This is a genomic window from Vibrio sp. Vb0937 (assembly GCF_033338855.1).
In genome coordinates this window covers 85580-109173 of sequence record NZ_JAWOTK010000010.1, presented here as the reverse complement: position 1 = coordinate 109173, position 23594 = coordinate 85580, and the positions used below count along the sequence as shown (strand labels likewise).

Sequence of the window (23594 nt, the reverse complement as noted above, 5' to 3'; positions counted from 1 at the left end):
GATGATGAAAAATTTAATTTCTCAAGCTCAGGTTTGGTGGAGCAGCATCTCGCAGCGTGAGCAGCGTTTGGTCATGGGATGTGGCGCTATTGCCATTATCGGTGTTATTTATTGGGGTTTATTACAGCCAATGAGTCAACGTGCGGAGCTAGCTCAGTCACGTATTCAAAGTGAAAAGCAGTTGCTAGCTTGGGTACAAGATAAAGCGGATGGCATCACTGCACTGCGAAAAAGCAGCGGTGTGAGCTACTCTAGTCAACCGTTGAATCAGTTGGTTTCTTCTTCAGCTCGTCGTTATAAAGTTGAGTTGATTCGAGTACAACCTCGTAATGAGAGCGTTCAAGTGTGGATCAAACCACTCGCGTTTAATCAACTAGTGGATTGGTTACGTTACTTGAAAGAGCAACAGGGTATTGAAGTCGAATTTTTAGATATCGACCGAACAGAGCAAGCGGGCATGATCGATGTAAACCGCCTTCAGTTTAAGCGAGGTTAAGGTGAAGCGAGCAGTACTTTACGTTGTTATCTTTATCGTCTTTTTTTCAGTCAGTCTTTTAATGGGATTACCAGTCTCTTGGGTGTTACAACAAGCACCAACAGTGAGAGGCCTGGACATTCAAGGAGCCAACGGTTCGGTATGGCAAGGTCAAGCTTCTAGTATTCGTTGGCAGCGCCAGAACCTTGGAGAAGTTAATTGGGATTTCCAATGGTCGAGTCTACTGACAGGTAAAGCTGAGTTTGCTGTGCGCTTTGGTCGTGGTAGTGAAATAGACGTCCGTGGGCGCGGTTTTGTCGGCTATAGCTTAAGTGATGGCCCTTATGCCAAAAACTTAGTTGCCTCGATTCCGGCGGTAAAAGTTGTTGAGCAAGCGCGCCTCCCTGTGCCTGTTGGTGTTGATGGGCAGCTTGAGCTGAATATTCGTCATGCGACTTATGCTGCGCCTTGGTGTAAGAACGGTGAAGGCACTTTAGTATGGAATGCCAGTGGTATTCAAAGCCCCGTTGGCAGCTTAGATCTCGGTCCTGTGATTGCCGATATAAACTGTCAGGATAGTGTATTGACGGCAACTGGTGAGCAGAGCAGCAAACAAGTCTCTGCGGCGTTTTCCGCTGAACTGATGCCTAATCAACGGTACTCAACCAAAGCGTGGTTCAAACCTGGTGCAGAGTTCCCATCCAGCATGGGGGAGCAACTGAAATGGTTGGGTAAGCCGAATGCTCAAGGTCAATATGAGTTTAACTACCAAGGGCGCTTCTAACCTATCGTGACAAAATCCAATATCTTAAAAGAGCTGCTATTGTGCAGCTCTTTTTGCTTTTGGATCATCGTAAGCTAAAACCTCTATTCGCTGTACATTCGATCTTGATTGGGAGTGAATGAAAGTTTAAAACCATGATTTTTAATTGATTTGTTTTCTTTCGTTCAGCTTTGCAGGCAATTGGAACATGGTAGGCCAAATACTCCAAGTGCTGTACAGAAGGTCAAAAAGAAAAGGCCACGAAGATATTCGTGGCCTTTCTATTGCTAGAATTTTGTGCTCTAAATTTTACCGATAGGGCGCTTAATCTTTGCGTTGTAAAATCTCATTCCAAGGTAAATCCGCATCACCAAGAACAATAAAATTCGGGTTTTCTAGTGTTTCCCGCTCGTTATATGACAGCGGTTCTAATTGCGTGCTGAGAATACGTCCGCCAGCTTCTTCAACAATGCATTGTGTCGCAGCGGTGTCCCACTCACCTGTTGGACCTAGTCGGAGATAGCAATCTACCGCCCCTTCCGCGACGAGGCATGCTTTCAATGCCGCAGAACCGAGCGGTATTAAGTCGTAATTCCAGGCGCTGCTCATACGGTTAGTAATACGATTGATGTCTTGGCGACGACTAATAGCAATTGCGATGCTTTGCTCTGGCTGTTCGTGTTTGTGTGTATGGATTTTGACGCTGTCCGACATGTCGGGAATTTTCCAGGCGCCTTTGCCATTATAAGCGTAGTAAGTCACGCCAGATACAGGACCGTAAACGACGCCCATGGTTGGTCGATTGTTGTCGACCAACGCAATAATAGTGGCAAAGTCACCACTGCGAGCGATGAATTCTTGAGTACCATCAAGAGGGTCGACTAACCAATAACGTTCCCACTGAGCGCGCTGCTCTAAGCTTATGTCTGCGTCTTCTTCTGACAACACGGGAATGTCAGGCGTCAGATCACTCAAGCGTTCAGTGATGAACTTGTGAGCTGCAATATCCGCACTTGTTACGGGAGTTTCGTCACTTTTGGTGTAGGCCTCGTATTGCTTCTTTTCATATATTTCGAGGATCATTTGCCCAGCACTGCGGGCAATCTCGATGACTTGAGGAAGTAGGTGAGATAGATCTTTTGTCATTGGCATAAGTGATAGTCCTTACTCACAGTGTTATTCGGTTCTAATGACCGTTATTGGTTATGCTTGTGAGTGGTGTTTGGTAAGTGTTTCAGTGCCAACATTAGCGCTGTGATGCTTCGTGCTTCACAGAAATCCATGTGAGTTAATAACTCTTCGGCTTGCGCAAGTGGCCAACGCACAATTTCCAGTGGTTCAGGCTCATCGCCTTCTTGCTTCTCTGGATAAAGCGCCTGTCCTAAAAACAGAGTCATTTTGCTCGAAAAGTAAGATGGCGCGAGGATAACTTGTTTCAACGGGGTTAACTGATTACAGCCAAAGCCGATTTCTTCTTTTAACTCACGATCCGCAGCTTGGTGTGGTGTTTCTCCTGGGTCAATCAGCCCTTTTGGGAAACCTAGCTCGTAACGTTCAGTTCCAGCGGCGTATTCACGCACCAGTAATAAATCGCCTTGTTCTGTTACAGGAACCACCATTACAGCATCTCGTCCACTTGGCTTCATACGCTCATAAGTACGATGCTCACCATTGGAAAAACGAAGGTCGAGCGCTTCCACAGCAAACAGTTTGGATTTTGCAACCGTCTGGCATGAGAGTATCTCTGGTGGGGTTCGTTTCGGCATGACGCTGGCTCCTTGGTGTCGTTGGCGTTTACGAGATGCGTAAGATTCTTAATATATGAGAACTCCGCCTGAGTTTCTAGCGGATTTTACGAGTCGAGCTAAGCATCTCAGCATCACCTCAGTATCGATACAAAAATGGGAGACCGAAGCCTCCCATTTTCTGACAGTGTTTACTCTTAGTAGTAAGAGTGATCACCACGGTCATGTTCTGTAGCATCACGAACTGCGGTTAGTTCACCAATGAACTGGTTTAGCAGCTCTTTCTCGATGCCTTCTTTTAGTGTTACGTCAACCATAGAACAGCCATTACAACCGCCACCAAATGCAACAATCGCAACACCGTCTTCAGTGATCTCAACCAAGTTTACGTGACCACCGTGGCCAGCAAGCTGTGGGTTGACTTGAGTTTGGATAACGTACTCAACGCGCTCAACCAGTGGTGCGTCGTCCGCAACTTTACGCATTTTAGCGTTAGGTGCTTTTAGCGTTAGCTGAGAGCCCATTTTATCGGTAACAAAATCGATTTCAGCGTCTTCAAGGAATGGCAGGCTCAGCTCATCCACGTAAGCTGAAAAACCGCTGTAAGAGAGTTCAGTGTCGGTCGATTCTACTGCTTCTGGTGGGCAGTAAGACACGCCACACTCAGCGTTTTGTGTACCTGGGTTCACAACGAAAATACGAATGTTAGTGCCTTCAGGTTGTTGACCTAAAAGGTTAGCGAAATGCGTTTGCGCAGTTTCTGTAATAGTAATATTTGACACGACGAATACCCGAGTAAATTTGTAGGTTACTGCTGCTATTCTACTCTTGTTGACGTATGGGTCTAGTCTTTTTGATGCTAAGGCATGGCGAAGCGATCTAGAGAGAACGAGGAGCAGGTGTTCTGCAGATGCAGTAAATATCGATGCTTTCTACGCCAACTTCAAGTAGTAAATGACATAATTGTCGGACGGTACTGCCTGTGGTGACTACATCATCGACGATGGCAACATGGGAAGAGTGAGGTTGCTTATTGAGAATAAACGCGCCTTTTAAGTTTTGTTCACGGCTTGTTTTGGTATTACCACGCTGTGATTGGGCGAGCTTTACTCGACGAAAGACCTTCGCATCAAAATTAGTCTGCAATTGCTTGGCGAGGTGTCGTGCTAAAACATCACTTTGATTAAAACCCCGGCGCAGGTAACGCTGCCAGTGCAATGGCACACTGGTAATGATTGGAGCTGGCGTGGTGATGCGCTGTGCCAGTTGCTCGGTTAATGCTTTTACATGCCAAGACTCTCCGTGATCTTTAAAGCGTTGTACTTCCCGTGAAAGGGGAAAGTCGTAATCGCCTAACGTGTATAGCCTTTGCCATGGCGGTGGCTCTGAAAGACATTCACCACAAATACTATCCGTACTCATTTCTTCTTTCTGTAATGATAAACCGCAGCGTTGACATCGTTTTACCGGAGTTAGGTATTTTAAACAGTGCTCGCACCAGCGTAGAGTATTTGTGTGGCTTGGTGTTTGAATAGGGAACCGACACAGGCCGCATTGACTGCTCAATACGCGATGCATGATGTTTTGCCAGTGATGAGATAACATAGCGTTTATTCATGGTGATATTTTACTCAGCCTAACGCTTGGCTGAAGCCGTAGGGAATAAAATAAGTGGGAGAGATTGAGAGCATGAGCACGAAATTACACTGGCAGTCATTTGGTCAGGGACCAGATTTGGTGTTACTTCATGGGTGGGGCATGAATGGTGCGGTATGGCAGCAGACAGTCGAGTCTCTTCAACCTTATTTCCGAGTTCATGTGGTTGACCTTCCGGGGTACGGACATAGCGCCGAATCTCATGCTGAAGATTTAGACCATATTGCTAACTTGGTGGTGCAAGGTGCGCCAGAGAAAGCGATTTGGCTTGGTTGGTCCCTCGGAGGTTTAGTGGCGACGCATGTGGCATTAAATATGCCCGAGCGCGTGGCTAAGTTGATTACGGTTGCCAGCTCACCTAAATTTGCCGCAGAAAAACCGTGGCGTGGCATTCAACCGAATGTACTGAGTGCGTTCACCTCTCAGTTGCTAGAAGATTTCTCACTGACCATTGAGCGCTTTATGGCGTTGCAAGCGATGGGCAGCCCATCAGCGCGTAAAGACGTTAAACAGCTCAAGCAAGCGGTACTATCGCGCCCTCAGCCAAACCCTGAATCGCTGTTGGTTGGGCTAAACATCCTTGCTGATGTGGATCTGCGCGATGCGTTGACGTCTCTTTCTGTTCCAATGTTGCGTCTTTATGGCCGTTTAGATGGGTTGGTGCCAATTAAAGTAGCTAATGATTTAAGTGAACAGTTGCCTCATACCCAACAGTTTGTTTTTAATCAGTCCTCTCATGCGCCTTTTATCACCGAACATGACGAATTTTGTGTTCAAATCCGAGAGTTTGCTCACGATTGAGCAAGTACGAGCGGAAATACCTCAAGTTGTTTAAAAAGTGGTCGATATAAAGTCTGGTGAGGTTTTATTAGCCAATAAAGCTAAGCCATATTGACGAGTTGGGCGACTCTGAGGAGGGTTCGCAATGATTGTGTCACCGACCAACGTAAGTGTGCCACTGATCGCCCCATCCGTGAATGTGCAGACGGAACAAGCAGCTCGCGACAATAAAGTCCGAGAGCCTGTAACGCCAACGGTCGCATTGGCCAAAACCAATGCAGAGCGAAAAGTAAAAGGTGACGACAAGCGCCGACGTCAGTCTTCTTGGGATCCTTCAGAGCATCCTGATTATGATATGGAAACGGAAGTCGACACGCGTTATCAAGAAGAGCCGGAAGATACACTAGAACGGCTTTTTAGTTTGCTTGCGCTCAAATCGTATAGTGAAGACCAGGGGAAAGGCTACGCGATCCGCTTTCGCTTACCAAAGCGCATTTTGGATGCTGCGATCAATGAAGGATTAATGGAAAAGCGCAGGAAGGTGATCAAGTTTCATTATGGTCATGCAGTCGCTCCCCATACCCCGTCAGAAGTGATAGCAGTATTATGACGACTCAATATCCTACTCAAACAAAAACGCTCCAAGCAGGTTGACTGATTGGAGCGTTTTCTTTTTAGTTATGAAAGCTCGTTAGCGGTGAAGCCTAGGTAAGGTTACTTTTTCGCTTTAGCAAACGCTGCAGCAAACGCACCGCCCATCGCGCTGTTCGATGACGAATCATCACGGCGAGGCTGACGACGCTGCGGTTGGTCATTACGACGTGGCGCTGCTGATGAGCGTTGGCTGCGGTTGTCTTGACCCGGTTCGTCGTTCATACGCATCGATAGACCAATACGCTTACGCTGCACGTCAACTTCCATCACTTTCACTTTGACGATGTCGCCCGCTTTCACCACTTCACGTGGGTCAGACACGTAACGATCTGTCAGTGCAGAGATGTGTACGAGACCATCTTGGTGAACGCCAATATCAACGAAGGCACCGAAGTTGGCTACGTTTGATACCACACCTTCTAGAATCATGCCCGGTTCCAAGTCAGATACCGAGTTTACACCTTCTGCAAAGGTCGCCGTTTTGAATTCTGGACGTGGGTCACGACCCGGCTTGTCTAACTCTTTGATGATGTCTGTAATGGTTGGAACGCCGAAGTTATCGTCGGTGTAATCGACCGCATGCAGACCTTTAAGGAAGCTTGAATCACCAATCAGTGCTTTGATGTCTTTGTTGTTCTTCTCAGAAATTGCTTTGACCACCGGGTACGCTTCTGGGTGAACCGCAGACGCATCAAGTGGGTTCTTACCATCCATGATTCGTAGGAAGCCCGCACACTGCTCGAACGCCTTAGGACCTAAACGAGGTACTTTCTTCAAGGTTGTACGTGCTTCAAAGCGACCGTTTTCATCGCGGAAGTCGACAATGTTCTGCGCGATGGTGCTTGATAAGCCTGCTACGCGTGTTAATAGTGCGGCAGAAGCGGTGTTCACATCAACACCAACCGCATTTACACAGTCTTCCACAATCGCATCTAGGCGTTTTGCCAACATAGATTGGCTTACATCGTGCTGGTATTGACCCACACCAATAGATTTCGGATCAATTTTCACGAGTTCAGCCAATGGATCTTGCAAACGACGTGCAATCGACACTGCACCACGCAGTGATACGTCCATATTCGGGAACTCTTTTGCTGCAAGCTCAGACGCTGAGTAAACCGAAGCCCCCGCTTCACTTACTATGATCTTCTGAACTTTCAGGTTGCCACGTTTGATGACGTCTGCGACAAAGCTGTCGGTTTCACGTGAAGCCGTACCGTTACCAATCGCAATCAAATCCACGTTGTACTTACGCACCAACTGCTCAACGATTTGTGCTGACTTGTCGTATTGTTTTTGTGGTGGGTGAGGGTAGATGGTTTCGGTTGCAAGCACTTTACCTGTTGAGTCGACAACCGCGATTTTTGAACCTGTACGCAGACCCGGATCGAGACCAAGTGTTGCACGAGGGCCAGCCGGTGCTGCCATCAACAAGTCTTTTAGGTTAGTGGCGAATACTTCAATCGCTTCGATTTCAGCGCGCTCTTTCATTGCGCCCATTAGCTCGGTTTCCATGTGCATCGATACTTTGATGCGCCATGCCCAGCTGATCACTTGCTTACGCCAGGTATCCGCAGGTGCGCTGCTTAGCGTTACGCCATAATGGTCGGCGATAATCGTTTCGCAGTAAGACTGACGAGCGCCTTCTTCCTGTTCTGGATCAGCGTTCATCGCCAATGTCAGGAAGCCTTCGTTACGGCCACGCAACATCGCCAGTGCTCGGTGCGATGGCACTTTGCTTAGGGGCTCGTTGTGGTTGAAGTAATCTTTAAACTTCTCGCCTTCTTGCTCTTTGCTTTCAACGACTCGTGAGACCAGTTCCGCATTGCGATTTAAGTGGTTGCGAATTTTTTCCAGTAAGTTTGCGTCTTCTGCGATGCGCTCCATGATGATCGCGCGAGCGCCATCCAATGCAGCTTTGGTGTCTGCGATGCCTTTGTCTGCATCAAGGTATTTGCTTGCTTCGCTTTCTGGCTCGGTTTGTGGGTGATTCCAAAGCTGATCTGCGAGCGGCTCAAGACCAGCCTCAATCGCGATCTGACCTTTCGTACGACGCTTGGGTTTGTAAGGTAGGTATAAGTCTTCAAGACGAGTTTTGCTGTCTGCCTGCGCGATCTCTTGTTCTAGCTCTGGCGTCAGTTTGCCTTGCTCTTGGATTGATTTGAGGATGGTTTGACGGCGATCATCCATTTCACGAAGGTAAGACAGACGGCTGTCCAAAGTACGAAGCTGGGTATCATCAAGGCCCCCCGTCACCTCTTTGCGGTAACGTGCAATAAAAGGGACAGTGTTGCCATCATCAATTAGGGTGACAGCGGCGTTGACTTGCTCTGGGCGAACATTCAGTTCTTGAGCAATCATGCGACAGATAGCTTGGCTCATCCGTGTTTTCTCTTTTAATTCGGTTTTGGTTGTATAGAACATTGGGGTCGTTCGAAGAATTTGCAATGTTTTAAATTAACGAGGCAAAAATTTACCGGGCGCTGGTGGACATCAGTCAGATTTATGTCAAAACTGTAATTAAATTGAGAACTTATATCCGCAGTTATCGACTAACCTAATTCCACGGTTGTTGATATCACTAAATGTACCTCGGCTTATACGGATAATCATGATGAAAAAAATGTCTTTGGCGTTAGCGCTTACGAGTGCCTTACTTGTCGCCCCGCTTAGTTGGGCGCAGTCTATCTCAGGAACCACACAAGCTCCCGTTTATCAGCTCGATAACAAATTGGTACTAGGGCGTGTGGAGAGCGTCTACTACAGTGACATTCCGGAACTAAAAGCGGTGCCATTTATTGGCAAGATTGATACTGGTGCAGATACGACATCGATGCATGCGGAGAATATCCATGTCAGTAGCTCACACCCAGATTACCAAGATTTGAAAGATAACGAGTTACTTTGGGCGATTGTCGATGACTTAGGTGGTACGAAGGCAAAGTGGGACGCCGACAGCTTTAAGCCATATCAAGTAAAGGTTAGCTTTACGGTTCCTCACCCTTATACAGGGAAGGAAATACAGATTACCGATGATCTGGAAAGAGTGAGCGCGATTCGCAGTCGAACAAGCAAAAAGCCCATCCTACGCCCGACAATAAAAATGCCGATGACAATCGCTGGTCACACCGTTGATACGGAAGTGAACCTGACCAAGCGTACGCAATTCTCTTCTCCTATCTTGATTGGTAAAACCTATCTCGATGATAACGCATGGGTCTTCGCTGGTTACGATTACCTTCAAGAACAGCCACGCGCAAAAATGATTGGCAAAAAAGAGACGGTTGAAGTCGAAGGTGTGCCATATAAGATCAGCATCTCAACTTCTAGCCGTTATACCAACGTCCATGCACTGGACATCAAGGTAGACAAAAAGCATAACGAAGTCTCTTTTATGTTAGAGGGCGAGAATGGCAAGCGTCATCCAATGACATTACCCTTGGTACGAATGCTGAAAACGACCAAAAGCGAGCGCCCTTTAGTCTATTTACCCGTCAAAGTCGGCGAAAATGAAACTCAACGTTGGTTGGTGTATCTGCGTGATCGCAGTAAGTTCAGTTCGCAAATTCGCTTAGGTCGGGACGTCGCGAGTCAGCACTTTGTTATTGATACGGACAGAGAAAATCTACTGGGTGGCGTAGAAAAAACGTTCAAAAGCGCACTCAAATCAAAACCTCTTGTCGTTTCACCAGAAGAACAGGTCACCATTGATGGTTATACCGTCCCTGCTTACCCCACTTTTACTGTGAAAACGCCATTACTGCGTGTAAATGGGTTTGAAGTAACAGAAAAAGGTAAGGATGAATCCGTCACGTTTTATTTAATGAACGATGAGGGGAAAGAAGAAAAAATCACCAAACCAGTGTTGAAAAAGCTCAAGGTTGGCAGCGCGGTTCGCCCTGTTGTCGAAGGAGACTTTCTTCTCGGTAGAAAAGACACATCAATGAAGTTTGCGCTCGATGTGCTTGATGAGGGTGACACTCAACCCTTTTTCGTCTTTGGTCATGACATAGCCAAGGGTGGTGTGTTGCTGAACACTCGCGCAGACCATCTACTAGATGCAAGGCCACTTTTCAAAGCTGGCCATATCGAAGTGGCTGAAGTTGAGGGGATGTCTTTCCCTGTGAAGTTAGACACGGGTGCAGATGTAAGCTCAATCAATGCTAAGAACATCAAGCAGTTTAAGAAAGACGGCAAAGACATGGTGAGCTTTACCTATGAGAACGATCTTGGCATGAAACAGGCGTTTACCAAGCCTGTTGTTGATGTCATGCGTATTAAAGCTAAGAAAGGCGAGAAAGCGAACGTACGCCCTGTGGTTGAAATGCATGTTAAGCTTGGCGAATTAGAGAAGAAGATCCGAGTCAACTTACAGGACCGAGGTCGCTTCCATTACAGCATGATTTTAGGTAAAAACTTCCTAAAACATGGCGCGGTTGTTTCGAGTGATACGAATTACATCGTGACGCAAAAACCGGATTACGAAAAGTAACACTCTGGCCGCCTTATCACCTTGATACCCAAAGCCTGAAAAACATTGGATCTTTGGGTATATCATCTCCTTAATGCTGCCAAAGAGCAGCATTTTTTAGTTGAGATAGGAGTTAATTTGAAAACTAAGCTGATTACACGAGAAGGTTACAACAAACTCAAACAAGAGCATGATTACCTTTGGAATGAAAAGCGCCCGGAAATCACCAAGATCGTCACTTGGGCGGCGAGCCTGGGCGATCGCTCAGAAAATGCGGATTACACCTTCAATAAACGTTTACTCCGTCAGATCGACCGTCGTGTCCGCTTCCTTCGTAAATTCCTGCCAGAAGTCACGATCGTTGACTATTCTCCGCAACAAGAAGGCAAAGTCTTTTTTGGTGCATGGGTGGAAATAGAAAATGAGGCAGGAGAAGTGAAAAAGTTTCGTATTGTCGGGCCTGAAGAGATTTATGGCGATGCGAAAGACTACATCTCTATCGATTCACCTATGGCGCGAGCGATGTTGAAAAAACAAGTGGATGAAGAGTTCACGGTACGCACCCCAGAAGGTGAAAAAGAGTGGTTCATCAACTCAATTGAATATACTCAACCGGCCTCGGAAGACTGAGGCTTTATCACCGATTCAAGTCTCATGAAGTTCACTAGGAGTGACTTGGGTCTCAATGTCAGAATATTTGGTATAAAGGCATGGTGCCTTTCTCGGAGAAGTAAAATGAACAAAGCAGTCATGTGTAGTGCTGCACTAACAATAGGTTTCTCACTTTCAGTTTTTGCTCAAGATGAAGTGAAAGGCTGTGACGCTAAAGAGTTAGCGGTAGAGCAGCAGCTTGAGTATGCAAAAGCGCAAGGTAATGAGCATCGCATTAAAGGCTTGGAGCAAGCACTTTCCGCTATCCAGAATGAATGCTCGGAAGGTGAGCTGCGGCAAGAGCTGCAAGCAGAAGTGGAAGAAAAGACTAAAGAAGTTGATGAGCGAGAGGAAGAATTAGTTGAAGCTCAGCATTCAGGGAAAGCAGACAAAATTGAGAAAAAACGTCACAAGCTGGCTGAGGCACAGCAAGAGCTGCTTGAGGCCAAACGTGAACTGGAATGGAATTATGGTCAATAGTAGGTGCTGAAAATACCTGCTAGAGAGAGAATAAAGCGCTTAAGATAAAAAGAGTAACAATTTGCTTGAGCACGTTAGGAAAAACAGTGATACATTTTCGACAATAGACGCTTCTGAAAGGATGTTTCAATGCAAGAAAATCATAAAATTTTAGTGGTTGATGACGATGCTCGTTTACGTGCTCTATTGGAGCGTTACCTTTCTGAGCAAGGTTTTCAGGTACGAAGTGTCGCCAATGGCGAACAGATGGATCGCCTACTAACGCGCGAAAACTTTCACTTAATGGTGCTGGACCTAATGTTGCCAGGTGAAGACGGTTTGTCAATTTGTCGTCGTCTACGCCACGCGAACAATATGTTGCCAATCTTAATGCTCACCGCGAAAGGTGATGAAGTGGACCGCATCGTAGGTCTTGAGGTAGGGGCGGATGATTATTTGCCAAAACCGTTTAACCCACGCGAATTATTGGCTCGCATCAAGGCCGTATTACGACGCCAAACCGTAGAGTTGCCGGGTGCACCAAGCACGGAAGAAAAAGTGGTGGAGTTCGGGGAATTCCGACTCAATCTAGGCACTCGCGAGATGTTCCGCGGTGATGAGGCAATGCCACTCACCTCTGGAGAGTTTGCTGTTCTAAAGGCGCTCGTGATGAATGCACGTGAGCCAATGTCACGAGACAAATTGATGAACATGGCGCGTGGCCGTGAATATTCTGCAATGGAACGTTCTATTGACGTACAAATCTCACGTTTACGTCGCATGTTAGAAGACGATCCGAGCAAGCCGCGCTACATTCAAACCGTATGGGGCCTAGGTTATGTTTTCGTCCCAGACGGCAAAGAGGTGTAACCTCTTCACTCCATAGCCAGCACTTGGCTATAGCAACTTCAGCCTTCATTACCTTCCCTTTGAAGGCTGAAATTTCGCGATTAGGACCACTAGGAACGTTCCATGCGCATCCGAAGTTCACTGACACAATCTATTCTGCTGTTCATCTCTTTGCTTCTCGCGAGCCAAGTTTTCTCTTACTACGCCGTTTTTAACTACGCGTTGATGCCGAGTTTGCAGCAGTTCAATAAAATTCTCGCGCATGAGCTCAATTTGGTGCTTGATGATGAAGGACCTTTAAAGTCTGATGCACCGTTAAGGCGTCAATTATTAGAAAGATTAGGGGTGACGGTTCACAGCCTTGACAGCGATAAGGCGATTGAATTTCATCACGCAATGTCGATTGATTTGATGTCTGAAGAAATGAGCCAAGAGCTGGGTTCGCCTACAGAAGTACGCTTATTGCTTGGCGATGAAAGTTACATTTTGTGGATGCACATCGAAAAGTTGCCGAACTCCATCATTCGTATTCCGTTATCTGAGCTGCAAGAAGAAGATTTTGCACCGCTGTTTCGTAACAGTTTGATTATGGCGCTGCTGATCATTGCTGGTGGTTGGTTGTTTATTCGTTTGCAAAACCGTCCACTTTTGGCTTTAGAGAGAGCCGCGAAAGACGTCGGTCGAGGTGAGATCCCGCCCCCCTTAGCAGAGAAAGGCGCATCGGAGATTCGCTCTGTAACTCGAGCCTTTAATCAAATGTCGAAAGGTATTCAAGAGCTAGAAGAAGACCGAGCCTTATTAATGGCGGGGATTAGCCATGACTTACGAACGCCTCTGACGCGTATTCGCCTAGCGACAGAAATGATGTCTCCTGAGGACAGCTATCTTGCGGAGGGGATCATTAGCGATACGGAAGAATGTAATGAGATCATCAGTCAGTTTATGGATTACCTCAAACCGGTGAACCAAGAATCGTTTGAAGCGGTTGATATCAGTACGATTGCCAGTGACGTCGCCAGTTCTGAAGGTGGTTATGAGGTTGAAATTGAAACAGATCTTAATCTTAACTTGCCGCCAGCCAAAGGAAGCGCGATTGCGATTAAGCGGGCGATCAGTAACTTAGTTGTGAATGCGCTACGTTATGGCAATGGCTGGGTCAAAATCAGCACTGGTGTGACAGCAGATAAGCAGCTAGTGTGGATTTCAGTAGAGGACAACGGACCGGGTATCGAGCATTCCCAAATCGCGAGGTTATTTGAACCCTTTACGCGTGGTGACACCGCTCGCGGTAGTGAAGGCACTGGGCTAGGGTTGGCGATTGTGAAGCGTATAATCAGCCAACATTCAGGCTCTGTGGTGATGCGTAATCGCAGTGAAGGCGGTTTAATCGCTCAAATCAGCTTTCCTACCAAGTAAGTCGATGGCCTGCACCCTTTAAACAAAAAGCCCAACCTAAATAGGTTGGGCTTTTCTTATTCTCAATAATCTTAAGACTCTTTCACTTCCTGAGGAAGTTCATCTTCGTCTTCCAGTTTCTCTGGCAGAAGTAAATTTAAAATGATCGCAGTGATGCCACCTGCTGCAACACCAGTTGAGAAAATACTCTTAATAAATTCTGGCATAAATTGCAGGATCTCTGGTTTTTGTGCGATACCAAGTCCCATTGAGAAGGATAAGGCCATGATCAGAATTGCGCGGCGATCGAGCTCAACACGAGAGATAATACGCACACCAGCGGCAGCAATCGTACCAAACATGACAATCGTTGCGCCGCCAAGTACTGGCTCAGGAATCAGCTGAACAAAGCTAGCGACGCCAGGAAACAAGCCAAGAATCACTAACATGCCTGAAATAAAGTAACCCACGTAGCGGCTCGCGACTCCTGTTAGCATGATGATGCCGTTATTCTGGCTAAACGTTGAGTTCGGGAAGCTGTTGAAAACGGCTGCGATTGCAGAGTTTAAGCCGTCTGCTAACACACCGCCCTTAATGCGTTTCATGTACACTGGGCCTTTTACTGGCTCACCAGACACTTCAGATGTTGCGGTAATATCACCGATGGCCTCTAGTGCGGTAATAAAGAAAATCAGTACCAGCGGAATGAACAGAGACCAGTCAAACGATAAGCCATATTGCATTGGTACGGGCAGTGCTACGATCTCGGTTGCGCCTAGCTGAGAAGTATCTACCATCCCCATAAAATACGCCATGATGTAACCCACTAGCATCGCAATCACGATTGAAGCCACACGGATGTATGGGTTTTTCGAGCGGTTTAAAATCACAATTAATCCAAGTACCGTCCCAGCCAGAGCAAGTTTGTCTAAGCTGCCGAAGGTTCCTTCATTTAATGCTGCGTAGCCACCGCCCATTGATACTAAGCCGACTTGAATCAGTGTGAGACCGATAAGAGTGACGACGATGCCTGAAACGAGCGGAGTGATGATTCGGCGGGCATGCTCCAATACGCGAGATAGGAAAATTTCTGCAAATGATGCGACTAAAATCGTACCAAAAATGGCAGCCATCATGGTGCTGATGTCTGCTCCACCGGCTTTCAGCGATAGGCCTGCTCCAATAATAGGACCTAAAAAGTTAAAGCTGGTGCCTTGAACAGAGAGCAAACCAGAGCCAATTGGGCCAACGGTGCGAATTTGAATAAACGAAGACACGCCTGACGCAAATAAAGACATGCTGATGATGGTGTTCGTTTGGTCTGCAGGTACACCCAAAGACTGACAGATGATCAGTGACGGAGTGATAACCGCGACGAACATCGCCAATAAGTGCTGAAGTGCGGCAAAAATGGTTTGAGGCAAAGGTGGTCGATCGTTGAGTTGATAGACCAGTTCCGAAGATCGGTTTGAAGTTGTCATTGTTTGTCTCGCTAGTCGCAATATTTCCCTAGTTCTCGCTGAATGGGAGAGCAGGGTGGAGTTGACGTCGTTACCTGTGATTGCTGTTAATCAGAGTCAACTCAGGTTGGTGGAGTGTGATCTAACACACTTAAAAATTTGTGCGCGATTATAGAGAGATTTACTCAAAAAGCAAACGTTTGCTTTGTTTTTGGCGTATTAAAAAACGAGCCATTTGGCTCGCTTTCAATCATTACGCTTTGGAGTAAATATCCCGCTCACCCAACCAGCGATCGATAATTGCTGTTGCGTTAGTCGGGTAATTGTCATGAATATGACGCGCAATACGCTGAACTTCGGGAATCAGGCGTTGATCTCGAACTAAGTCTGCGATTTTGAAATCAGCAAGACCTGTCTGCTTTGTACCCAATAGTTCTCCAGGGCCACGAATTTCTAGGTCTTTCTGCGCAATGACGAAGCCATCGTTACTTTCACGTAGTACTCCGAGACGTTTTTGCGCGGTTTTTGACAGCGGAGAGTGGTACAGCAGCACACAATGGCTAGCAACGGAACCTCGGCCCACGCGACCTCTTAACTGGTGTAATTGTGCCAAACCAAGACGTTCAGGGTTTTCTATGATCATCAAGCTAGAGTTTGGTACATCCACACCAACTTCAATCACTGTCGTTGCGACCAGCAAATGCAGTTTATTGTCTTTGAAATCTTGCATCACCGCTTGTTTCTCTGCCGGCTTCATTCGTCCGTGTACTAGACCAATTTTTACGTCCGGCAGTTTACGTTGAAGCTCTTCTGCGGTATCTGCCGCGGCTTGCGCTTCTAGTACTTCCGATTCATCAATCAGGGTACACACCCAATATGCCTGCTTGCCTTCGTTTAAGCAGGCATTTCGGACACGCTCGACGATGTCGTCACGTTTTGTATCAGGAATGGCAACGGTTTGAATCGGCGTTCGACCCGGTGGTAGCTCGTCAATCACGGAAGTTTCCAGATCGGCGTAAGCGGTCATCGCTAAGGTTCGAGGAATAGGCGTCGCCGTCATGATCAACTGATGAGGATAAGCGCCTTGTTTTGCGCCTTTTTCACGCAATTCTAATCGCTGATGGACACCGAAGCGGTGCTGTTCATCAATGATGACCAAAGCAAGGTGATGAAATTCAACGTGCTCTTGGAATAGCGCGTGAGTACCCACTACCATTTGCGCTTCACCACTGGCAATACGAGCCAGCTCGGCTTCCTTTGCCTTACCTTTGAGTTTGCCCGCTAACCAACCGACTTGAATGCCCATTCTCTCAAACCAGTTTGCGAAGTTGATAGCGTGTTGCTCGGCCAATAGTTCGGTTGGCGCCATGAGTGCCACCTGATGGCCATGCTCAATGGCTCTAACTGCGGCCAAAGCGGCAACCAACGTTTTCCCCGAACCAACATCGCCTTGCACTAATCGCATCATTGGGTGCGGTTTTTCTAGATCGGCTTCAATCTCTTGTACGACTCGGGTTTGAGCGTTTGTAGGAGAGAAAGGCAGTTGGGCTAAAAGCTGCGTTTTTAGTTTATTACAAGGACCGAGAGGTAACGCTGAATCCTTCTGGCCTTTGCTACGCACCGCCAGCATCGATAAGTTTTGTGCGAGCAACTCTTCCATGATCAAGCGGATTTGAGCAGGATGTTTGCCTTCGTCAAACTCATCTAAATTAATGGTTGGTGGTGGGCGATGAATGGTGTGCAGCGCTTGCGACATCGTGATTTGATGGTTATACAGCCCGGCTGGAAGTAATTCCTGCACTGCGGTTTTATCAAGCAGCGCTAAAGCTTGTTCGGTAAGGTTGCGCAATGTGATTTGGCGTAAACCATCTGTAGTGGGATAAACAGGGGTTAAGCTCTGTTCTACATCGGGCTTTTGATCGCTGACGTAAAACTTGTAGTCAGGATGAACAATTTCCAAGCCCATGCCACCGCGCTTAATTTCACCGTAAGCATGTACTAACTTACCTTGTGTGAAATTGTTCTTCATGGCCGCGGTAAAGTTGAAAAAGCGCAGCGTGATAGTGCCATTACCGTCGCTGATTTTTACCGTTAACATTTTGCGCTTACCGAAGATGGTATCGACTGCCATGACCTTACCTTGCACGGCCGCCCAAAGGCCAGCATGCAGTTTGGCAATAGGGTAAATACGAGTACGATCTTCGTAGCGTAACGGAAGGTGAAACAGCAAATCTTGAACGCTATGTAAGCCAACTTTGGCGAGTTTTTCTGCGACTTTCGCGCCAACTCCAGAAAGGGAGGTTAATGGGACGGCAGATAACATTTGGGCGGACATAGAGGGCTCAAGAAAATGGTTAACATAGCAGTATGTTAACCATGGAGCTGTGTTTTTGTACAGGAAAAAATAGTCATGCTTTAGTTAGTGTCATGATTTGACTGATAACCTATCATTCCGAGGAGCTTTAGCGACATCAGGATTCTATTTCCAACAAGTATGTCGCTGAAGTTAACACTACCAGCATCTGTATACTCGAGAATTAGATCTTGAATCACGCCCCTTCGCCGCCGTTCAGGATGACGAAAGTCTTTTACTTGCTTTGCATCTCTTGCCACCACGCGTCATCGGCGATGATTTGACCTTCTTCATCGAGTGGTGGGTAAACGAGCCCTTTTCGTTTCGCGACCTTTGCCAGCACTGGGTGACCACGTTCAAAGAGAATACGGTTGATTGTCTCTTTAGGCAGAGCGCTTTCTTCTCGGTCGTACATGCCTGCGGCTTCACGTTGACGTTGCGCTTCATACAAAATTACAGCACTGGCAACCGATACGTTTAGTGACTGCACCATGCCTATCATCGGGATAATTATGTCTTGATCGGCAAGTTGTTTGGCTTGATCTGAAGCGCCAACTTTTTCACTGCCTAAAATGATGGCAGTTGGTTTGGTGTAGTCGATTTCGCGAAAATCGACGGCGGTGTCTGAAAGATTGGTCACCAAAACCTGCATACCTTGCGCTTTGAGCTCGGTAATCGCAGTTTCAATTGAATCGTGAGTATCAACTTCAACCCAGTTACGCGCGCCAGCTGAGGTATGGCTCAGCGTACGCATTTTGTCTGGCCAAATTGCGTGAACTTTGTGTAAGCCTGTCGCGTCAGCGGTGCGGATCACGGCAGAGACGTTGTTTGGCTTATGTACTTCTTCGAGACAAAGTGTCAGATCAGTTTGGCGAGTTTTTAGGACTTGGTGAATACGGTTGTAACGTTCTAGGTTCATATTTATTGAGGTATAAAAAATCGCCACCTAACAGAGTAGGTGGCGATAGAGGTTAGTTCTTTCTGCGTCTGACTCGGGTTGCTTGAGGCATTGCCTTAATCTTACGCATGATACCAGCAAGGTGGACGCGATCTTTCGTCGTCAACAGCACAGTCACAGTGTATAGACGACCATCACGTTCTTCCGTTGAAAGGCCATGAATGTTTGATCCTGTTTTCGAGATCACGTTGGTCAGTTCTGCAAGAGCACCTTGGTTGTTCAGCATGTCGACTTTAAGTTCAGCAATGAACTCTTTGTCGTAGTCTTCAGACCAAGCGACAGCCATATAACGGTCTGGCTCTTTCTGATAACCACGAACGTTCGGACATGTTTCTCGGTGAACAACCAAACCACGACCAGGCGATACGTGAGCAATAATGTGATCATCTGGGATAGGATGACAACAATTTGCAAACGTCAGCAATAAGCCTTCTGCGCCACGAATCGGAAGCTTCTTCTTCGAGTCCGTTGGGATTGAACTTGTTGTTGTGAGCTCTTCGGTGTCACCAAGGAGACGACGTGCGATCACAATGCTCATCAACTCACCCAATCCAATAGCAGCCAATAAATCATCGATGCTTTCTAGGCGAAGATCATTCAAGACTTCTTGGATATTTTCTGGATAAATTGAATCAATCGAGTGACGGCCAAGTGCGTGATTAAGTAGGCGACGACCTAAAGTAATCGACTCTTCACGACGCATCGTTTTCAGTACTTGTCGAATCTTAGTGCGGGCACGAGAAGTCACGACATAGTTTAGCCATGCCGCATTCGGACGCGCACCAGGGGCACTGATAATTTCCACCGTCTGACCGTTTTTCAATGCCTTACTCAATGGGTAAGGGTTACGGTCAACACGAGCACCAACACAAGAGTTGCCTACATCGGTATGTACGGCATAGGCAAAGTCGACAGCCGTTGCGCCTAAAGGCAATTCAACGATACGACCTTTTGGTGTGAAGACGTAAATCTCATCTGGGAAAAGATCGGATTTTACGTTTTCAATGAATTCGAATGAGTTACCCGCGCTTTGTTGTAGCTCTAACAGGCTTTGCATCCAACGCTGAGCTTTCACTTGCGCAGTGGTACCAGACTTGTCGCCTTTGTCTTTGTAAGACCAGTGTGCCGCGACACCTTTGTCCGCCATTTGATCCATATCTTCAGTACGGATCTGAACTTCAACAGGTACGCCGTGTGGGCCAACCATGGAAGTGTGTAGCGATTGATAGCCGTTCGCCTTTGGTACCGCGATGTAATCTTTCATGCGACCAGGACGTGGCTTATACAAGCTGTGTACTTGGCCTAAAACGCGATAACAAGTATCAGCGGTATCAACAACGACTCGGAACGCATAGATATCCATGATGGTGTGAAAGCGCTGTTCTTTGGTTTTCATCTTGTTGTAGATAGAGAACAGGTTTTTCTCACGACCAACGACGCGAGCATTCAAGCCAAAATCTTGCAGACGGCCTTCTATTTCGCTGTGAATGCGTTGGATCATCTCTTTACGATTACCACGTGCGGCTTTAACCACTTCTTTCAGTACGCGGTAGCGGTTGGGATATAGCGCCTCAAAGCCCAACTCTTCGAGTTCGGTTTTGATATTGTGAATACCAAGACGATGAGCGAGGGGCGCGTAAATTTCTAACGTTTCACGAGCAATACGACGCTTTTTATCTGGTCGAAGCGCGCCAAGCGTACGCATGTTATGCGTGCGGTCAGCCAGTTTGATCAGAATGACGCGGATATCTTGCACCATGGCCAGAACCATCTTACGAAAGTTTTCAGCCTGAGCCTCTTTCCTATCGCGGAATTTGAGTTTGTCCAGTTTAGATACACCATCAACCAATTCTGCGACAGTGTTGCCGAATTTCTCTTCGAGATCTTCTTTAGTTACATCACAGTCTTCAATGACGTCATGCAGCAAAGCAGCTTGGAGGGTTTCGATATCAAGGCGCATTTCGGCCAAGATACGAGCCACAGCGACAGGGTGGATGATGTATGGTTCACCGCTAGAGCGGGTTTGCCCTTCATGGGCATCTCTCGCTACCACATAAGATTGACGCAGAGCCTCAATCTGAGGCTCTGTTAGGTATTCTTGGGCAACGTCTTTGAGGCTATCGAATAGATACAAATTATAGGCCCGGGAGGTTGTTGAATTCTAAAGTCAGAATTAACGGTTGTGAGCGATGCTGCTTACTGCCGCTAGCTCTGCCGCTTCTTGCTCTTGCTGTTCTTGACGTTCACGAGCGTCTAGAACTTCTTTAGTAATTAAACCTTCTTCGATTTCGCGTAGAGCGATAACCGTTGGCTTATCGTTCTCTTCTGGCACTAGTGCATCTTTACCGCCAGTTTGCATTTGACGAGCGCGGCGAGCCGCAATCAGTACTAGGTCGAAACGGTTGCCAACTTTTTCAACAGCGTCTTGAACAGTTACGCGTGCCATGAGGACTCCAAATAGTTAACTAAAATTTTAGAATGACGAGAAAGTATACAACCTAACTACTTTATTTACTAGCAATTAGACAAGCCACCGTTTGTGGACTTTCTCAGGTAGTTTATTGTGTCTTTCGCACTGGGCAAAAAACGGGAAATTCTTTATGTTTTACAGCGTGACTTTTTTGAAGTTACTCTGCTAACAACGCGTCAAGCATACCTTTATATTTAGCAGCTTGCTTTTCTTCCTTCAATCTTTCAGCACGCAAGATAGCTTTAAAATCCATCAAAGCGGTATCAAAATCGTCGTTTACGATCACGTAGTCGTACTCGTTGTAATGAGAGATTTCCGACTTGGCTTCAGCCATACGCTTTGCGATCACTTCATCGCTATCTTGACCACGAGTGTTCAAGCGACGCTCTAACTCACCGTTTGATGGTGGCAGGATGAAGATGCTTTTGGCTTCTGGCATTTGTTCACGGATTTGGCGTGCGCCTTGCCAGTCGATATCTAGAAAAACGTCGATACCTTTATTTAGTGTTTCTTCAATCCATACACGAGATGTGCCGTAATAATTACCAAACACTTCTGCGTATTCTAGGAAGTCACCTTTAGCGATCAGGGCTTCAAACTCATCTTTCGCTACAAAATGGTAGTGGACACCATTTTCTTCACCAGGTCGCATGTTGCGCGTGGTGTGAGACACAGACACTTTCATTGCGTAGGTTGGGTTGCGTTCCAACATCGCTGAGATCAAGCTAGATTTACCTGCGCCGCTAGGTGCAGATACGATATAGAGAGTACCTTTGCCCATTGTACTGTTCCACTTTTGATTGGATTGATTGAGTGCCGAAGGAAAGTTCGACATTCTTATAACGATAGCACTGGCATTGAGAAATCAACCACCAAAGGGGTGGATATTGGTGATAATCCCGCCAGAAAAATGGAGGCGAAGAGTATCATGATCTCTATTTTGTTACCAGTTGATCTTTCTGTCTGTGATCGTCCCAGATGAAATAGTTACTTACGGCAGAGTGTTCCTAAACAGCGAAGAAGGAGCGTGGTACAGGACTTACCATCCGCGCACTCTGTTATTAAAACCATTTCTACAACCGTTTAGTGTGCTGATTTTAGGTTTAGAGTCCCGATTTGGCTTGCGTGAGTGACTCTGGTTAAAAATAGGGGTTAATAAAGATAAAACGGAAAAAAGGGGAAGCTTTCACTTCCCCAGGCGTGCGACTGACTCACACTTAATCTTCGAATTATCCTTGAGACTCTAGGAAATTTATCCAAGGGCTAACGGTTGACCTGAATTTTGGCGATTGAGCAGCGCCTTTCATCGCCTGCAAGGCCTTTTGTGGTTGCTTAAGCTCGAAATAGGCCATCCCGCGAATGTATTCAAGTTCTGCCTTTTGCTCTTTAGAGGCACTGGATGCCGCGCTTTCTACAAAACGAGTTGCTTCAGAATACTGCTTGTCTTGTATCATTAAGCGAGCAATCTGAATTTGCGTTTTAGCAGAAGGAGCGAGGTTATATGACTTTTTATAAGCGAGAATTGATTTATCTAGCTCTTTAGCTTGCTGCCAGAAACTGGCTAGGCGGTCATAGTTTTCCTTCGTCTTTTCAATGTTTCCAGCTGCCATTTCCTTTTCAAGAGTTTTGGCTGCTTTATATGGAATACCTTGATAAGCCAAGAAGTTTACAAAGCGTAAATATTCCTTCTCTCCTTCTAGTTTCCCCATTTTGTAAACCATTTCTAGGGTGGCTAGAGAGTTGCGCTCTTGACCTAGCTCCATGTAGACACCAGAAAGTTGCATCCAGTAACGCTTTTTCTGAGGGTACTTTGAAGTCAGAGTTTTGAGTACACTGGCAACGCTTTTCAGCTGGCCTAACTCGTAGTGAGATGCAACGAGAATTAAGTACCAAGACTCACTTGGGCTCTTGCTCATCGCGATGGCTTTTTTGGTTGGCGGGATTGCATTTCTGTAATCTTCCAACTGAACATAAGCGCTCGCTAACGTGATATAAGCATGAGCTTGAGGCTTCTCTTTGGTTGTTTCTGCAACCTTGAACCATTCCTTCATCGTTTTTACAGACAACGTATACTTTTCTTCAGCTAGGTAAAGCTGAGCCAAGCTGTAGCGAACTTGTTGAGCAACAGGAACGGGAAGTGCGTCGAGCTGTAATGCTTCGGCAAAGTATTTTGCTGCTTGCACATAATTGTCTTGTAGCGAATACAAAAAGCCAGTCTGCTGAAGTAAAACTGCTCGGTCGTATTTTTTCGAACTTGTGCTTTCTAAAGCGCTTGCTAGTTTTTCTTTTGCTGCTGAATATTTTTCAGTTGCGATCAACTCTTGCACTTTGTTAACGGTTCGAAATGTCCGATCTGATAACTGAGGAGCTTCTTTTGCCATCGTAGGAGCGGCCATTGCCACTCCTGCGAAGAGAATTAAAGAAGCCACTTTGCTTTTCCATAAACTTTTCATCG

General features: G+C 46.6%; 21 protein-coding genes. 9 read left to right on the top strand and 12 right to left on the bottom strand.

Annotated elements, in window-relative coordinates; translation table 11 throughout:
- The first annotated feature begins 4 nt into the window (after positions 1-4).
- Positions 5-496, top strand: a complete 492-nt coding sequence (locus R7P67_RS14680) for a type II secretion system protein M (RefSeq protein ID WP_262652867.1) — start codon at positions 5-7, stop codon at positions 494-496.
- A gap of 1 nt (position 497) precedes the next feature.
- Positions 498-1259: a type II secretion system protein N gene (locus tag R7P67_RS14675; protein WP_151514503.1), complete on the top strand. Its 762-nt coding sequence runs from the start codon at positions 498-500 to the stop codon at positions 1257-1259.
- Between the two features lie 303 nt (positions 1260-1562).
- On the opposite strand, the gene cysQ is transcribed toward R7P67_RS14675, so the two are convergent.
- The 4 genes from cysQ to R7P67_RS14655 form a co-directional block, all read right to left on the bottom strand.
- A complete protein-coding gene (cysQ, locus tag R7P67_RS14670; RefSeq protein WP_005379308.1) occupies positions 1563-2390 on the bottom strand; it encodes a 3'(2'),5'-bisphosphate nucleotidase CysQ in 828 nt (275 codons plus the stop codon).
- Positions 2391-2434: 44 nt separating this feature from the next.
- Positions 2435-3004 (bottom strand): ADP compounds hydrolase NudE, encoded by a 570-nt coding sequence (nudE, locus tag R7P67_RS14665; RefSeq protein WP_005379309.1) that lies wholly within the window; start codon positions 3002-3004, stop codon positions 2435-2437.
- A gap of 176 nt (positions 3005-3180) precedes the next feature.
- Positions 3181-3765, bottom strand: coding sequence for a Fe-S biogenesis protein NfuA (gene nfuA / locus R7P67_RS14660; RefSeq protein ID WP_005379313.1), 585 nt, complete (start codon positions 3763-3765; stop codon positions 3181-3183).
- 97 nt (positions 3766-3862) lie between these two features.
- The gene (locus R7P67_RS14655; protein ID WP_025998648.1) at positions 3863-4588 is read right to left on the bottom strand and encodes an amidophosphoribosyltransferase; all 726 of its coding nucleotides are present in this window, start codon (positions 4586-4588) and stop codon (positions 3863-3865) included.
- 84 nt (positions 4589-4672) lie between these two features.
- Here R7P67_RS14655 and bioH point away from each other — a divergent pair, with 84 nt between their 5' ends.
- Together bioH and R7P67_RS14645 are read left to right on the top strand one after the other, a co-directional pair.
- Entirely contained in the window at positions 4673-5440 is a 768-nt protein-coding gene (gene bioH, locus R7P67_RS14650) for a pimeloyl-ACP methyl ester esterase BioH (protein ID WP_005384724.1), read from the top strand.
- Between the two features lie 124 nt (positions 5441-5564).
- On the top strand, positions 5565-6029 hold the full coding sequence (locus tag R7P67_RS14645; protein ID WP_005379316.1) for a hypothetical protein: 465 nt from the start codon (positions 5565-5567) through the stop codon (positions 6027-6029).
- A 104-nt stretch (positions 6030-6133) separates the two neighbouring features.
- Here R7P67_RS14645 and R7P67_RS14640 read toward each other — a convergent pair whose 3' ends face one another.
- Entirely contained in the window at positions 6134-8455 is a 2322-nt protein-coding gene (locus tag R7P67_RS14640; protein ID WP_318086016.1) for a Tex family protein, read from the bottom strand.
- 229 nt (positions 8456-8684) lie between these two features.
- Here R7P67_RS14640 and R7P67_RS14635 point away from each other — a divergent pair, with 229 nt between their 5' ends.
- The 5 genes from R7P67_RS14635 (at position 8685) to envZ (ending at position 13919) form a co-directional block, all read left to right on the top strand.
- Positions 8685-10565, top strand: a complete 1881-nt coding sequence (locus R7P67_RS14635; protein WP_086013892.1) for an ATP-dependent zinc protease — start codon at positions 8685-8687, stop codon at positions 10563-10565.
- A gap of 117 nt (positions 10566-10682) precedes the next feature.
- The gene (gene greB / locus R7P67_RS14630) at positions 10683-11174 is read left to right on the top strand and encodes a transcription elongation factor GreB (RefSeq protein WP_005379321.1); all 492 of its coding nucleotides are present in this window, start codon (positions 10683-10685) and stop codon (positions 11172-11174) included.
- A 105-nt stretch (positions 11175-11279) separates the two neighbouring features.
- Complete coding sequence (locus R7P67_RS14625; protein WP_151514502.1) at positions 11280-11675, top strand: DUF1090 domain-containing protein; 396 nt, start codon at positions 11280-11282, stop codon at positions 11673-11675.
- Between the two features lie 129 nt (positions 11676-11804).
- Positions 11805-12524 (top strand): two-component system response regulator OmpR, encoded by a 720-nt coding sequence (gene ompR, locus R7P67_RS14620; protein ID WP_005379333.1) that lies wholly within the window; start codon positions 11805-11807, stop codon positions 12522-12524.
- A 102-nt stretch (positions 12525-12626) separates the two neighbouring features.
- Complete coding sequence (gene envZ, locus R7P67_RS14615) at positions 12627-13919, top strand: two-component system sensor histidine kinase EnvZ (RefSeq protein WP_017820700.1); 1293 nt, start codon at positions 12627-12629, stop codon at positions 13917-13919.
- Positions 13920-13990: 71 nt separating this feature from the next.
- Here the strand turns inward: envZ and R7P67_RS14610 are convergent, their stop codons facing one another.
- From R7P67_RS14610 to R7P67_RS14580, 7 genes are all read right to left on the bottom strand, one after another.
- On the bottom strand, positions 13991-15379 hold the full coding sequence (locus tag R7P67_RS14610; RefSeq protein WP_005379335.1) for a uracil-xanthine permease family protein: 1389 nt from the start codon (positions 15377-15379) through the stop codon (positions 13991-13993).
- 232 nt (positions 15380-15611) lie between these two features.
- Complete coding sequence (gene recG / locus R7P67_RS14605; protein WP_171343038.1) at positions 15612-17693, bottom strand: ATP-dependent DNA helicase RecG; 2082 nt, start codon at positions 17691-17693, stop codon at positions 15612-15614.
- Positions 17694-17946: 253 nt separating this feature from the next.
- Positions 17947-18630 (bottom strand): tRNA (guanosine(18)-2'-O)-methyltransferase TrmH, encoded by a 684-nt coding sequence (trmH, locus tag R7P67_RS14600; RefSeq protein WP_012841211.1) that lies wholly within the window; start codon positions 18628-18630, stop codon positions 17947-17949.
- Positions 18631-18682: 52 nt separating this feature from the next.
- Positions 18683-20803 (bottom strand): bifunctional GTP diphosphokinase/guanosine-3',5'-bis pyrophosphate 3'-pyrophosphohydrolase, encoded by a 2121-nt coding sequence (gene spoT / locus R7P67_RS14595; protein WP_005379340.1) that lies wholly within the window; start codon positions 20801-20803, stop codon positions 18683-18685.
- Positions 20804-20842: 39 nt separating this feature from the next.
- Positions 20843-21115, bottom strand: coding sequence for a DNA-directed RNA polymerase subunit omega (gene rpoZ, locus R7P67_RS14590; RefSeq protein WP_005379346.1), 273 nt, complete (start codon positions 21113-21115; stop codon positions 20843-20845).
- Between the two features lie 181 nt (positions 21116-21296).
- Positions 21297-21920, bottom strand: a complete 624-nt coding sequence (gene gmk, locus R7P67_RS14585) for a guanylate kinase (RefSeq protein WP_005379347.1) — start codon at positions 21918-21920, stop codon at positions 21297-21299.
- A gap of 448 nt (positions 21921-22368) precedes the next feature.
- Positions 22369-23592, bottom strand: coding sequence for a tetratricopeptide repeat protein (locus R7P67_RS14580; RefSeq protein WP_047103757.1), 1224 nt, complete (start codon positions 23590-23592; stop codon positions 22369-22371).
- Positions 23593-23594: the final 2 nt, after the last annotated feature.

Bases quoted from the DNA above. Each gene is read 5' to 3' on its own strand.
- R7P67_RS14640 (WP_318086016.1), bottom strand. From the start codon at position 8,455: ATGAGCCAAGCTATCTGTCGCATGATTGCTCAAGAACTGAATGTTCGC.
- envZ (WP_017820700.1), top strand. From the start codon at position 12,627: ATGCGCATCCGAAGTTCACTGACACAATCTATTCTGCTGTTCATCTCT.
- ompR (WP_005379333.1), top strand. From the start codon at position 11,805: ATGCAAGAAAATCATAAAATTTTAGTGGTTGATGACGATGCTCGTTTA.
- trmH (WP_012841211.1), bottom strand. From the start codon at position 18,630: ATGAACCTAGAACGTTACAACCGTATTCACCAAGTCCTAAAAACTCGC.
- R7P67_RS14635 (WP_086013892.1), top strand. From the start codon at position 8,685: ATGATGAAAAAAATGTCTTTGGCGTTAGCGCTTACGAGTGCCTTACTT.
- gmk (WP_005379347.1), bottom strand. From the start codon at position 21,920: ATGGGCAAAGGTACTCTCTATATCGTATCTGCACCTAGCGGCGCAGGT.
- nudE (WP_005379309.1), bottom strand. From the start codon at position 3,004: ATGCCGAAACGAACCCCACCAGAGATACTCTCATGCCAGACGGTTGCA.
- rpoZ (WP_005379346.1), bottom strand. From the start codon at position 21,115: ATGGCACGCGTAACTGTTCAAGACGCTGTTGAAAAAGTTGGCAACCGT.
- R7P67_RS14580 (WP_047103757.1), bottom strand. From the start codon at position 23,592: ATGAAAAGTTTATGGAAAAGCAAAGTGGCTTCTTTAATTCTCTTCGCA.
- R7P67_RS14645 (WP_005379316.1), top strand. From the start codon at position 5,565: ATGATTGTGTCACCGACCAACGTAAGTGTGCCACTGATCGCCCCATCC.
- R7P67_RS14625 (WP_151514502.1), top strand. From the start codon at position 11,280: ATGAACAAAGCAGTCATGTGTAGTGCTGCACTAACAATAGGTTTCTCA.
- recG (WP_171343038.1), bottom strand. From the start codon at position 17,693: ATGTCCGCCCAAATGTTATCTGCCGTCCCATTAACCTCCCTTTCTGGA.
- R7P67_RS14655 (WP_025998648.1), bottom strand. From the start codon at position 4,588: ATGTTATCTCATCACTGGCAAAACATCATGCATCGCGTATTGAGCAGT.
- bioH (WP_005384724.1), top strand. From the start codon at position 4,673: ATGAGCACGAAATTACACTGGCAGTCATTTGGTCAGGGACCAGATTTG.
- R7P67_RS14610 (WP_005379335.1), bottom strand. From the start codon at position 15,379: ATGACAACTTCAAACCGATCTTCGGAACTGGTCTATCAACTCAACGAT.
- cysQ (WP_005379308.1), bottom strand. From the start codon at position 2,390: ATGCCAATGACAAAAGATCTATCTCACCTACTTCCTCAAGTCATCGAG.
- R7P67_RS14680 (WP_262652867.1), top strand. From the start codon at position 5: ATGAAAAATTTAATTTCTCAAGCTCAGGTTTGGTGGAGCAGCATCTCG.